Origin of the sequence: Pelagibius sp. (assembly GCF_028281305.1) — a bacterium.
Taxonomy (GTDB): Bacteria; Pseudomonadota; Alphaproteobacteria; order Kiloniellales; family Kiloniellaceae; genus Pelagibius.
The window spans coordinates 1-12,356 of record NZ_JANQKD010000056.1 but is presented as its reverse complement, the minus strand read 5'-3'; the positions used below and the strand labels follow the sequence as shown (position 1 = coordinate 12,356).

The following is a 12,356-nucleotide window of genomic DNA, read 5'->3' as shown; positions in this document are numbered from 1 at the left end:
CAACCGCAGACCTAGACGTGGCTGCGCCCGCCGCTCTCGTAGAACCAGTCGTCCGGATAGGGGTACCACCAGTCCTGCACGGCCGGCTTGTGGTCGATGACCACCATCTTGGAGCGGCGGAAGGCGTCCAGGCCAAGCCGGCTCAGTTCCCGGCCCAGGCCCGACATCTTCCAGCCGCCGAACGGCAGGGCATCGTTGTCGATCAGCGGATTGTTCACCCACACCATCCCGGCCTCCAGGCGCTCGGCGGCCTCCATCGCTTCCTCCAGGCTGGTGGTGAAGACCGAGGCGCCGAGCCCGAAGCGGCTGTCGTTGGCCCGCTCCAGCGCCTCGTCGAAGTCCGCGACGCGGCAGACCGATGCCACAGGGCCGAAGCACTCCTCCTGCATCACCGCCATCTCCGCCGTCACGCCGGTGAGGATCGTCGGCTCGTAGAACCATCCCAGCGGCTGGTCATCAGGGACCTTGCCGCCGAGCGCGAGCCGGGCGCCTTTGCTGCGCGCGTCCTCCACCAGCGCCATCACCTTGTTGCGGGCGGTCTCGCTGACCAGCGGCCCGATCTCCGCTTTCGCCAGCCCGTTGCCGATGCGCAGCCGCTTCGCAGCGGAGACGAAGGCTTCCAGAAAGGCATCATGGACCGCGTCCACAACGAAAAGCCGCTCGGCGGAGGTGCAGACCTGCCCGGACATGTGGAAGGCTGCGGTCACCGCACCGCTGGCCGCGACCTCCAGAGGGGCCGCGGCGCTGACGATCATGGCATCGCTGCCCCCGGCCTCGATCACCGCCGGCTTCATCTGTGCCGCCGCCGCCGTGGCCACGGCCTTGCCCGCCGCCACCGAGCCGGTGAAGGCCACGGCCTGGGTCTTCGGGGACGCGATCAGCGCCTGCGCCGGCTCCGCACCGCCGGGCAGGCAGCAGATCAAGCCCTCCGGCAGGGCCTCGAAGACCGGCATGAACTCCAGGGTCGAGAGTGTCGTCGCCAGCGCGGGTTTGACGACGCAGGCGTTGCCGGCAGCCAGCGACGCCGCCACGGTCCAGCACATCAGCAGGATCGGAAAATTGAAGGGCATGATGTGAACGCTGACGCCCAGCGGCTCGTAGCGGGCAAACTGGAAGGACCCCGTCTGTGTCGTCCCCGCCACCTTGCCCGCCTCGTCGCGCGCCATCTCCGCGAAGTAGCGGAAGGCGCCGGCACAGTTGGCGATCTCCCCGATCGCTTCCGGATAGGGTTTGCCCATCTCCCGCGACATCAACTCGGCGCAGCGGCGCATGTCGCGAGCCTCGACCGTGTTGGCGATCCGATGCAGGACCTGGGACCGGGTCTTGGCGTCGACGCGCTTCCACCGCCGCTGCGCCGCCTGCGCCGCATCGAGGGCCCTCTCGCGCTCCGCCTCGGAAACTTCCGCAATGACGCCGACCGGCTCCAGGGTCGCCGGGTCCGTCACCGTCAGGGGGGCGCCGCCTGCGCTGATGAAGGCGGGCGCGATGAAGAAAGAGGGCTGATTCGGGTCGAAACTCATGGCTGCACAGTCCACTTCGTTAGGGGACCGCCCGGTCCCGCGTGCCGCTGGCTTTTCGCGGCCATCATCGGATCATGTAGACTTTCTTCACCGTCTCATGGACACGGCAGGTGCCTTTCCAGCCGGCCGGGAAGAAGGCGGCGGTATCCGGCTCGATCTCGATCACCTCGCCGGACTCGTGGGTATAGGTGCAGCGTCCCTCCAGGAAGTGGCACAGCTCGTCGGCGGTGACGTGGCAGTCCCAGTAGCCCGGCGTGCAGATCCAGATACCGGACTCCGGGCTGCCCCCAGGCCCCTTGTACAGCAGCTTCCCCGAGGTCCGGCTCTCGCCTTCGATCATCGTCGGGATAAGACCCCAGTCGACCGTTTCCGCAACAGACTTGGGATCATGCATCACCGGGGTCGCAGTCTGGCTCTTGTCCTTGTTGGCATGGCTCATCGCAGGGTCCTCGATCAACGCAGCATATAAATGCTGCGGATGGTTTCATGCACCGTGACGGTGCCGGTCCAGCCTTCGCGAAAGTGCACCACGGTGCCGGGCACCACCTCGATCACTTCGCCGTCGTCCCGACTGTAGGTGGCACGGCCGGAGACAAAGTGGCAGAGCTCGTCGCGCGGCAGTTCGAGCCGCCAACTGCCCGGCGTACAGTCCCAGATTCCGGCCTCCGGCAACCCATCGCGCTCCCCCTTCCAGAGCAGGCGGCCGGCGTTGGTCGACTTGCCGTCGATGGGCTCCAAGTGACCGCCCCAGTCGACCAGCTCTTCTTTCCAGTGGGAGGCCCCAGCGATATGCGGCGCCGAGGACCTGAGGTTCGTGGACAAGGCGATGAGTTCCTTTCAGAACAGACGAGAGACCGAGTGACACCTGCCGCGGAGGGAGGCGTCACAGGATACGCGGAAGACCGCCATCGCCATGGCTTACTCCGCCGCCAGACGATCCAGGATGCCCGCCGCCTTGCTGGGACCATGCTGCCCCTGGGAATGCCTGGCCGTCGCATCCAGCCTTTCGCGCATCGCCGGATCGCTCAGCATGGCATTGATCTTCTCCGCAAGCTCCTCTTCGGTCCACTGATAGCGGTCGAGCTTGAAGCCGTGGCCGGTTTCCTGCACCCGGGTCGCATTGTCGTGACCGTCCCAGACATAGGGCATGATGATCGCCGGCTTGCCGAAGTAAAGGCATTCGGTGAAGCTGTTGTTGCCGCCGTGATGGATCACCGCATCGACCTGCGGGATGACCGAGGGCTGGGGATACCAGCTTGCGAGATGCACGTTGTCCGGCACGCTGTCGTAGGCAGCCATGTAGTCGCCCACATTCACCAGCGCGCGCAGTTCCAGCTTCGAGACTGCGGCGATGAGACGCTTCAGCAGCTCCGTGTCACCGGCACCGAGGGAACCGAAGCTCACATAGAGCAGCGGCTTATCGCTATGCGCCTTGAAGGTCGGCACCGTGTAGGGCTCATCCTCGCGCACGCAGCCCTCGAGATACTGAAACCGCGCCGGATCGAGCGGCTGTGAGCGGTCGAAGCGCACCGGCTCCGGATAGAGCAGAAAGTTCATATGCGGGGAGGCTTCGAAGAACTCGCCGAGCCGATAGGCAGCCTCCCCGCAGCTTTCGAGAAAGCCGTTGAAGTCGTCATGGATCGGCTTGATGACCTCGTTGAAGCGTGCGCGGTAGCGGGCATGGCAGTCGCCGTCCTTCTCCCCGCAACCGGAGAGATGCGGCGGGATTGCCGGGTCTTCGATCTCGTTCTCTGAACAGGAGATGATGCGCACCCAGGGTTTGCCGTTCTCATTCGCATAGCGTTTGATCGCGGGAAAGAGGATGACATTGTCGACACAGATCACATCCGGCTGCACCTTTTCGAGCACGCCGGGCAAATCTTTTTCCGCCCACTTGGCGCTGTCCACAATGGCTTCCCAACACTCCTTGACGTAGTTGTCGATCTGATCGATCGGGCTCTTGGCGAAGTTTGGAATGTGTCCGTTGATGAAGTCCTCCCAGAACTTCGCCATCTCTTCCGCCGGCATCGGTTCGGAGAGATTCACCGGATGGCATTGGAAACCGTAGCCTTCGTAGACTTCGACAAAGCCGGGGTCCGAGAGGAAAACGGCCTTGTGCCCCAGCTTTTCGACCGCCTGAGCGATGCCAACCGAGTTGAGGGCCGGGCCGAAGGCGGCCTCGGGGAAGAATGCGATCGTTTTCTTGCTCATGGCATCCTCTCTGGAAGGTCAGTCTGTAAGGATACGGCCGTGCGCAGGCCGCCAATGGCACCACACCGTTTCGCCGACACGGTGGCGCTGGGCGCCTGTGCGGGCGTCTGTCCGGGCGTCTGCCTGGCCGTCTGGCGCAACGCACACCGAAAGCGGCGTCTCGTATCCGTCCACGGCGACCCGAAGATTCTCGCTCTGGCCGAGATAGGCGATGTCGGTGATCTCGCCGGAGACGGCGTTGTAGCCCTCCGCCATTCTGTCCCTGGCAAGCACGATGCGCTCCGGCCGGACGGAAAGCGCGCAGGCGGACCCCGCCTGCAGATCGCAAGCCGCCTGGAGCGGCCCCAGGCCCGCGATCTCGATGCCGCCCGCCACGGCCCGGCCCTCGAAGAGGTTGGTCAGGCCGATGAACTGGGCGGCAAAACGGGTCCGGGGCTCTTCGTAGAGCGCCCGCGGGGCGTCCAGTTGAACGATGCGCCCGCCGTTCATCAGGGCGATGCGGTCGGCCAGCACCAGGGCTTCCTCCTGGTCGTGGGTGACCACCACGAAGGTGATGCCGAACTCGTGCTGAAGCCGCTTCAATTCCAGCTGCATCTGCTCCCGCAGCTTCTTGTCGAGGGCGCCCAGGGGTTCGTCCAGAAGCAGCACCCGCGGCCGCTTGATCAGGGCGCGGGCCAGCGCCACACGTTGGCGCTGCCCGCCGGAAAGCTGGGCCGGCTTGCGGTGCGCCAGGGCCGAGAGCTGGGTCTGCTCGAGGATCTCATCGACCCTGCGGGCGATCTCACCCTTGGCGAGCCGTTCCATCTCCAGGCCGTAGGAGATGTTCCGGCGCACGTCCATGTGCGGGAAGAGCGCGTAAGACTGGAACATCAGGTTGATGGGCCGCCGGTTGGCGCCGAGCCGCGCCATGTCCCTCCCGTCCAGGTGGATCGCACCTTCGTCCGGTTCCTCGAAACCGGCGACCATGCGCAGCAGGGTCGTCTTGCCGCAGCCCGAGGGACCCAGAAGGGCGAAGAACTCCCCTTCCACCAGATCCACGGAAACACCGTCGACCGCCGTCAGCCCGCCGAAGCGCTTGGTGACCCCCTGCAGGGAGATGACCGCACCTGCCGCCATCAGTCGCTCACTGTGGCGCGGTTGAGACGTTGGGAGAAGAACACCAGCGTGAAGCTGATCAGCATGATGATCGTCGCCATGGCGTTGATTTCCGGCGTCACGCCGAAGCGGATCATCGAATAGATGCGCATCGGCAGGGTCGTCGAGCTGGCGCCGGCACCGGCGGTGAAGAAAGCAATGATGAATTCGTCGAAGGAAAGCGTGAAGGCAAGCAGCGCGCCGGCCAGCACCCCCGGGAAAATCACCGGCAGCGTGACACGGCGAAAGGTGGTGAAGCGGTCCGCGCCGAGGTCGATCGAGGCCTCGATGATGGCATAGTCGAAATGCTTCAGGCGCGTGCGCACCACCGCGCAGACGAAGGCAATATTGAACACCACGTGCGAAAGAATGATGGAATGCAGGCCGAGAGTCACCTCCAGCAGGGTGAAGAACGACAGCAGCGCGATGGCCAACACGATATCGGGAATGATCATCGGCGCGAACAGCAGCGCATCGACCGCGTTCGACTGCCGCCGCCGCTCCACCCCCAGCGCCAGCAGGGTTCCCAGTGTGGTGGCGATCACTGTCGAAACGACGGCCACGATGATGGTGTTGAGGGCCGCGGCCAGGATCGCCGGGCTGTCCGCCAGCGTGACGTACCACTCGAGCGAAAACCCGGTCCAGACCGTCGGCAGGCCGGCCCGGTTGAAGCTGAGAACCATCAGCACCAGGATCGGGCCGTAGAGGAACCCGTAGGTCAGGGCCAGATGGGCAGCCAGCGCCCGCCGCGCCATTGCCGCCCTAGCCATCGGGCGCAGCCCTGGCTTGCTGGGCCCGGTTGACGAACACCGCCTGGGTGAACAGCAGCAGCATCATGATGAAGATGAGGATCAGCGACAGCGCGGCACCGAAGGGCCAGTCCCGCGCGGACAGAAACTGATCGTAGATCAGGTTGCCGACCATCTGAATGCGCCCGCCGCCCAGCAGATCGGGCGTGATGAAGTTGCCGATGGAGAGCACGAAGACGAAGACCGCGCCGGCGGCTACGCCCGGCAGGGTCAGCGGCAGGGTCACGCGAAGGAACGTCACCCAGGCCGGCGCCCCGAGATCCGTCGACGCCTCCCGCAATTCCGGATTGAGGCGCTGCAGCGAGGCGTAGATCGCCAGGATAACGAAGGGCAGGTAGTTGTAGACCAGCCCCGTGATCACCGCGAAGTCGTTGTACAGAATCGGCAGAGGCTCGGTGATGATTCCGGCGCCGCCGAGTGCCTTGTTGATCAGGCCCTCGCGGTTCAGCAGCACGATCCAGGCATAGGTGCGGATCAGGTAGTTGCTCCAGAACGGCAGCATGACCAGGAACAGGTAAGTGTTCTGGCGATCTTTCGGGGCCAGAGAGATGGCATAAGCGGCCGGATAGGCGATGATCACCGCGATCAGGGTGGCCAGGGCGGCAATGCGGGCCGAGCCGAGAAAGATCGAGAGATAGATGGGCTCGGCGGCGCGCAGGAAGTTGTCGAAGCCGAAGTTGTATTCGATCCCGCCATAGACGCCGCGCTCGAAGAAGCTGAAGAAGAAGACGATCAGGCAGGGAACGATCATGAAGACCGTCAGCCAGCCGAGACCGGGCAGGGCCAGAACAAGCGATCTGCGTTGGCTGTTCATGACGGTGATACGACCGACGGTGATGTTATCGAGGGGCTGCGAAGGACCGCCGCCGGGCGCGGCGCATCGTAACCCGGCGGCAACCTTCCGGCCCGGTACCGGTTAGTTCGACGCCGTAATCTCCGTGACGGCCTTGGTGTAGGCCTTCTGGGCAGAGCCGAGATCGCGGAGCTGTTCCTGCTTCATCATATCGGCCGGCGCCATGTCGAGGTTAGGGAAGCTTGCCAGCAAACCGCCATCGAGAGCCTCCATGGCCGCCTTGTTGGGCACCTTGTAGAGGATGTTCTCGGCCACCCACTTGCCGTTGTCGGCGCTGAGAATGTAGTTGATGAACGCGTGCGCGGCGTCTTTGTTTTCCGAGGCCGCAGTGATCACCATTGTGTCGACCCAGAGGTCTGTCCCCTCCTGCGGGATGACGTACTTGATGTCGTCGTTCTCGGCGATGCCGTAATTGCACCAGCCGTCCCAGGCATGCACGAGGCTGGCTTCGCCCGAGACGAGCTTCGAATAGAAGGTGGTGTCGTCGTAGGCCAGCAGGTCTTTCTTGGTCTCGATGAGTTGGGATTTCACCTCGTCGATCTTGGCCTGGCTGGTTTCATTCACCGAGTAGCCCTTGGCCAGCATACCGGCGGCCATGAGCCAGCGGTCGGTCGCCAGCATGGTGACCTTGCCCTTCAAGGCGTCGCTCGGGTTCAGGAGATCGTTCCAGCTCGACGGCGTGCCTTCGACCAGGTCGGAGCGGTAGCAGAGGCCGGTGGTACCCCAGGCATAGGGGGCCGAGAAGGTGTTGCCCGGGTCATACTCCAGGCTGGCCGCTTCCGGGTAGAGGTTGGCGAAGTTCGGCACCTTCGCGTGATCGATCGGCGCCGAAAGACCGAGCTTGTGCAGGACCTCCGCGAAGGGCGAGGACACGAAGAGCACGTCGTAGCCCTTGCCCTTGCCGGCCACGACCTTGCCCATGATCTCCTCATTGGTCGCATGGAGGGCGACCTCCACTTCAATGCCGGTCTCCGCCTTGAATTTCTCCGGCAGGTCCTTGGGCATGTAGCCGTCCCAGTTGGAGATGACGATCTTGTCCGCGGCCAGGGCGGCCCCTGACCCCAGGCCCCAAGGGCCCACAGCCCCTGCACCCAGTGCCACGGCCAGGGCGGCCGTCGATACCGTCGTGAAAATGCGCTTCATTGCCGATTTGCCTCCATGTCTGCCGGGGCGATTTGCCCGCCCCGCTTTCTGTCCGCCCCGCTTGCCCGCATTCACAGCTTCAGCCCACGCGCGGATGCCCCTGTCTTTCCGCAATATTGTATCATTTCGATAAATTATACAATCTGGATTCGCGACCATGCCAGACGACCGGGATTCCGCGGCTCAGCATGCCGTCCGCCGGGCCCTGAAGCCCGGACGCCAGCCGTTTCGGAGGAGACAGAAACCGGAAAAGGGGTTTAGCGGCGTGTCAGGCGGCGGTGCGCCAAGACCCGGACCTTGCGGAAGTCGGGCCGGTTCTCGTCGGACATGCGGATGTGCAGCGACATGCGTTCGGCCGCCTCTGCCAGGGCGCCCCGCTCGACCGCGTCGAGAATGGCCAGATGCTCCGCGAAGGAGGCTTCCAGGCGCTCGGGGGTGGTGTACTTCTCGTACTCGGAAAGGCGGCGCAGACGGGTCTGCTGGCGGATCGACTGAGCGAGAAAACGGTTCCCGCAGGCTTCGGCCAGGGCATTGTGAAAGGCCGCGTCGATATCGAGCAGGCTGTTCAACGGTTCCCTCTCGATCCCCGATGACAGGGCGGCCAGATGCCGCTGTCGAAGCTGCGCGATCGCGTCCGGCGGCAGGTCGAAGCGCTCCTCGCGCAGCGCCGCCGGCTCCATCAGCAGCCGGAAGCGATAGCTTTCCTGATAGGAGGCTTCGTCGTTCAGAGCCGGCCCGAAGACCCAGCCGTGGCCCGGCGTCTTCTCGACCAGGCCGTCTTCCTGCATGCGGGCCAGGACCTTGTGAATGACGCTACGGCCTACGCCATAGCGGCGCACCAGATCGGCAATGGAAACCTGATTGCCCAGCAGGTTGGCGAAGCGCTCGCTGGCAATCTGCCGATAGATCCGCTCCGCCTCCGGCATCGGCAGGTCGACCTGTTCGAAAAGGTCGGAGCCGGGGGCCGCGGTCAGGAAGTAGCCGCGGCTCGGCTTCAGGCTGACGATCTTATGCTTCTCGAGCTGCTTCAGCGCCGTGCGGACGGGAGAGCGAGACACGCCCAGCGCATCGGCGATCCACTGTTCGCGGATATGGAATCCGGGCTCCGCGCGCTCCCGCCGCAGTGTGTCCAGGATCTGCCGTGCAAGCTCAGAACTGCTCATCGCTCCATGCTCCAGCGGCCGCGGTGCGGCCCTCCGTCGGGTCCGGACTTACCACGAAACCCGGCGCGGGGACACCTCCGCCGGTCTTCGCCCTTTGGCCCAGAAGGCGCCGCTCCACGCCAACTTCGCTGCCGCGGCTCAGGCGCAAAAGTCGCTCGGGCTCCGTCCGAGGGTACGGCGAAACATGTAGCTGAACGCGCTTGAGGATGCATAGCCCATGTCGAAGGCGACCGAACTGACCTTCTCGCCGGCGGCGAGCCTTGAGATGGCGTGAAGAATGCGCGCATGCCGCAACCACCGCGACGGCGGCATTCCCGTTTCTGTGACGAACAATCGTTCGATGGTCTTGCGGCTGGCAGGGGCGTCGGCAAGCCAGGAGTCGACCGATCCGATCACGCCCGGATCGTCGAGTGCCGCTTCGGCAAACCGCCTGATGCGATGGTCTTGCGGCATGGCGATCGAGAGCGGCACATCCGGGGCGGCGACCAGTTCGTGACGCAGGAGGGCGTGAAGCGCATCGTTGTGGTCTTTCGCGCGGCTCGTGGCACGGTCGGGCATGGTGCCGGCCATCAGGGCGTTCAGCAACGGCGTCATTGCCATGATCCGGCAGTCCTCCCCGATCATTTCAGCTTCGCCCTTGCGTACGTCGACGTAGCGCATCTCGTTGTTCGATCCGTACCGCATCCAATGCTCAACGTCCGGCGGAATCCACAACACCATCGCCGGACTGAGCAAGAGAACACGGTCCGGCGTGCCGACGTACATTGACCCCGATGCAGCAGAGATGAGTTGCCCAAAGTCGTGGGTATGCCAGTCGTAGCTTTCGCCGGACGTCGGTCTGACGAGTTCTCCCAGGTAGCGCGGCCGAACAACTTCGCCCAGGTCACTCAGGGGATGGCGATTTGGGTTGGTCATGATAATTGACGATTCTTAGATGCAACTCGTCTTGATGTCGACTGAAAGACATAGCGTTCTGCCCTAGGGTGCTCAAGCCTTTCGGGCAGGAAATCCGCACTTTTCGACCAGAGCTTGCCGGCACCATGAAAAACCGCACCCTCCTGACGTGGTTTGCGCTGGGCCATTTCGCCAACGACTGGCCGATCTGTTCGCTGTGGCTGATCGTGCCGGCGGTCGGCATCGCCATGGAGCTTTCGCCGGCCGAGGTCGGCCTGCTGTTCACCATCTGCAACGTCGGCGGCGCCCTCGCCTACCTGCCAGCCGGCATCCTCGCCGATCACGTGGCGAACCGGGGCCGGCTGCTGCTTGCCACGTTCTGGTGGGTCGCCGTCGGGTACCTGCTGGCCGCCATGGCGCCGGGATTCTGGAGCCTCGCGCTGCTGCTCGCGGTCGCGGGCATGGGCGATGCGGCGTGGCACCCGATCGCCACCGGCGTGCTTGCGCGCAACAGCAAGGAGCGGCGCGCTCATGTGCTCGGCATTCACGCCATCGGCGGTTCGCTTGCCGAGGTGCTGTCGCCGCTCGCCGTCGGCTTTCTCCTCGCTTACGTCGACTGGCGCGAGGCGCTGGCGATCTCGGTGCTTCCCGCCGCGCTCATGGGTCTCTGTTTCTTCTTCGTGGCGCGCGCGGTTCCGCGTGTCGAGAAGACGTCGGTCACCAGGCAGGACCTGCTCGACCTTCTGAACATGTGGCGGCGGGGTAACGGACTCCGCATGGTGGCGATGATCTGCCTCTACAATATGGCTCTGATCGCGCTTCTCAGCATGATTCCGCTCTATCTTGCGGACCAGCATGGGTTCGGGCCGGAGGCAGCCGGCATTGCGTTTTCGACCATGTTGATCATCGGCGCATTGGCGCAGCCATGGGTCGGCAAGATCTCCGACATCGCCGGACGCCGGCCGGTCGTCGTGTTCGGCAATCTCACAGCGGCACTGGCGATCACAGTGCTGGTTTTCCAGCCCTCGCTCTGGATCATGATCGCTGCGATGGTCGTCGCGGTCGCTGCCCTGGATGCGATCCGCGCCGCCATTCTCGCGGGCACGGTCGATCACACCGGCCGCAACGAAGGAACGACGCTGGGCCTTGCCTTCGTCCTGCTCGACGGCATCGGTGCGCTCGGCGCCGTGCTTGCCGGCATCGCGGCGGGGTTCTCGTGGCCGCACATGTTCGGCCTCGCCGCCACCTTCTCGCTCGGCGCCGCAGCCCTGGGTTTCGTCACGGTCTTCGGGCGCCAACCCGCTTCCGCCACCGCGGAGGCGGCTTCCACGTCAGCATCGGCGGAATGAAAATTCTTTACTCGGGCGGCCGCTGAAGCTGCCGCCCGGTCTTGATCATGGCCTCACCCAATCAGCCCCCGGAATCATCATTCGGCGGCGATGCCGGCAGCTTCCTTCAGCGCATCGGGCCGCATGGCTTCGCGATGGGTCCCTGACGGCTTCGGCTGGGCGCCCGCCGCTTCCGCGCGGCGCTCCTTGCGGAGATTTGCTGCGAGGGCTGTGGCAAGGGCTTTGTGTCCAATGCAGGGACCATCTTGGCTGCTGTCGCAGCTTCCGCTATATCTTCATCACGGTCGGCAGACACCGAGGCGTCGCTGCTCCTTCGGGAGAGCTAAACCTGCCATCATGATCGAACGGCATCGCATCTGTTCACACCGAGTGGAGCGCCGCGTCGTTAAGCCAGCGACCGACGATGAAGCACCGGCGCTCGATGTGGAAGAGCCATGCCGAAGACCCCTTTGCCACTGCGCGCGGACGACCTGACCACGTTTGTGCGCGCACTCTCCAAGCAGTTGGGCGACGCAAGTCCTCCGCACCTCGCCCTCATGAACATGGCCGCACGTGCGGCGGGCTATCAGAACGTCCAACACCTGCGATCCGCGCACGCAGCCGGGGAGAGGCTCGGCCGCACCACCGATGCTCCACCTGCCGATGCGCGGACAGTAGAGCGCGCTCTACATCAATTCGACGCCGCGGGCCGTCTGATCCGATGGCCTTCAAAGCGCAGCGTGCAGACATTGGCCCTCTGGGCGCTCTGGGCGACGTTGCCCGCCGATCAGTCCATGCAGGAGCGAGTAGTCAACGAACGCCTCGCTCATGAGCACCTGTTCGGCGATCCCGCGACGCTACGCCGGACAATGATCTCTTGCGGGCTTCTTTCGCGCCGCACAGATGGAACGGACTATCGACGCATTGAGCAGAAACCGCCCGCCGAGGCGAAAGCCCTGATCAGGGCGCTTTTTGCACGTCGACGGACACGCGCCCACACGGTGGCGGAGCCAAGCGATGCATAAGGGTCCGTGCCTTTGCGGCGCTGTGCGGATCACCGGCTAAGGAGGGCTTCGCGCTCTCTGGCGTGCTTCGACCTTTGCCGGGCTTACGCGGCGCCTTCGAAGTCGAGATCGAGGGCCGGCTGGCAAGCATCCTGGCCCTGGCGCATGGCCAGGACCCGGAGTCAGAATCTATGGGAATGTTGGTTGCGGGGGCAGGATTTGAACCTGCGACCTTCAGGTTATGAGCCTGACGAGCTACCGGGCTGCTCCACCCCGCGTTTGTCGGGTGGGTGTTGT

Annotated in this window: 12 protein-coding genes and 1 tRNA gene; 2 read left to right on the top strand and 11 right to left on the bottom strand. The window is 64.5% G+C overall.

The genetic code is table 11. The features are described 5' to 3' along the window. Window positions 1-11 precede the first annotated feature (11 nt). The 10 genes from Q0982_RS12430 to Q0982_RS12385 all read right to left on the bottom strand — a co-directional run bounded on the left by Q0982_RS12430 (window position 12) and on the right by Q0982_RS12385 (window position 9,748). The gene (locus Q0982_RS12430) at window positions 12-1,520 is read right to left on the bottom strand and encodes an aldehyde dehydrogenase (RefSeq protein ID WP_299395960.1); all 1,509 of its coding nucleotides are present in this window, start codon (window positions 1,518-1,520) and stop codon (window positions 12-14) included. 64 nt (window positions 1,521-1,584) lie between these two features. Continuing rightward, window positions 1,585-1,959: a cupin domain-containing protein gene (locus Q0982_RS12425; protein WP_322097014.1), complete on the bottom strand. Its 375-nt coding sequence runs from the start codon at window positions 1,957-1,959 to the stop codon at window positions 1,585-1,587. Between the two features lie 14 nt (window positions 1,960-1,973). After that, window positions 1,974-2,342, bottom strand: coding sequence for a cupin domain-containing protein (locus tag Q0982_RS12420; RefSeq protein ID WP_299395959.1), 369 nt, complete (start codon window positions 2,340-2,342; stop codon window positions 1,974-1,976). A gap of 96 nt (window positions 2,343-2,438) precedes the next feature. Beyond that, a complete protein-coding gene (locus Q0982_RS12415; protein WP_299395956.1) occupies window positions 2,439-3,731 on the bottom strand; it encodes a glycosyltransferase in 1,293 nt (430 codons plus the stop codon). Between the two features lie 18 nt (window positions 3,732-3,749). After that, entirely contained in the window at window positions 3,750-4,847 is a 1,098-nt protein-coding gene (locus tag Q0982_RS12410; protein ID WP_299395953.1) for an ABC transporter ATP-binding protein, read from the bottom strand. Further along, entirely contained in the window at window positions 4,847-5,635 is a 789-nt protein-coding gene (locus Q0982_RS12405) for an ABC transporter permease (protein WP_299395951.1), read from the bottom strand. Before Q0982_RS12405 ends, Q0982_RS12410 begins: the two co-directional genes overlap by 1 nt. After that, window positions 5,628-6,488 (bottom strand): ABC transporter permease, encoded by an 861-nt coding sequence (locus Q0982_RS12400; protein ID WP_299395949.1) that lies wholly within the window; start codon window positions 6,486-6,488, stop codon window positions 5,628-5,630. The genes Q0982_RS12405 and Q0982_RS12400 overlap by 8 nt, the downstream gene beginning before the upstream one ends. Window positions 6,489-6,590: 102 nt before the next feature. Beyond that, complete coding sequence (locus tag Q0982_RS12395) at window positions 6,591-7,670, bottom strand: spermidine/putrescine ABC transporter substrate-binding protein (RefSeq protein ID WP_299395947.1); 1,080 nt, start codon at window positions 7,668-7,670, stop codon at window positions 6,591-6,593. Window positions 7,671-7,927: 257 nt separating this feature from the next. Next, complete coding sequence (locus Q0982_RS12390) at window positions 7,928-8,833, bottom strand: GntR family transcriptional regulator (protein WP_299395945.1); 906 nt, start codon at window positions 8,831-8,833, stop codon at window positions 7,928-7,930. A 138-nt stretch (window positions 8,834-8,971) separates the two neighbouring features. Continuing rightward, the gene (locus tag Q0982_RS12385; RefSeq protein ID WP_299395943.1) at window positions 8,972-9,748 is read right to left on the bottom strand and encodes a helix-turn-helix transcriptional regulator; all 777 of its coding nucleotides are present in this window, start codon (window positions 9,746-9,748) and stop codon (window positions 8,972-8,974) included. A gap of 125 nt (window positions 9,749-9,873) precedes the next feature. Between Q0982_RS12385 and Q0982_RS12380 the strand changes: the two genes are divergently transcribed. Together Q0982_RS12380 and Q0982_RS12375 are read left to right on the top strand one after the other, a co-directional pair. Then, on the top strand, window positions 9,874-11,076 hold the full coding sequence (locus Q0982_RS12380; protein WP_299395941.1) for an MFS transporter: 1,203 nt from the start codon (window positions 9,874-9,876) through the stop codon (window positions 11,074-11,076). A 434-nt stretch (window positions 11,077-11,510) separates the two neighbouring features. Then, window positions 11,511-12,080, top strand: a complete 570-nt coding sequence (locus Q0982_RS12375) for a DUF2087 domain-containing protein (protein ID WP_299395938.1) — start codon at window positions 11,511-11,513, stop codon at window positions 12,078-12,080. A gap of 180 nt (window positions 12,081-12,260) precedes the next feature. Here the strand turns inward: Q0982_RS12375 and Q0982_RS12370 are convergent. Then, a tRNA-Met gene (locus tag Q0982_RS12370) sits at window positions 12,261-12,337 on the bottom strand. Window positions 12,338-12,356: the final 19 nt, after the last annotated feature.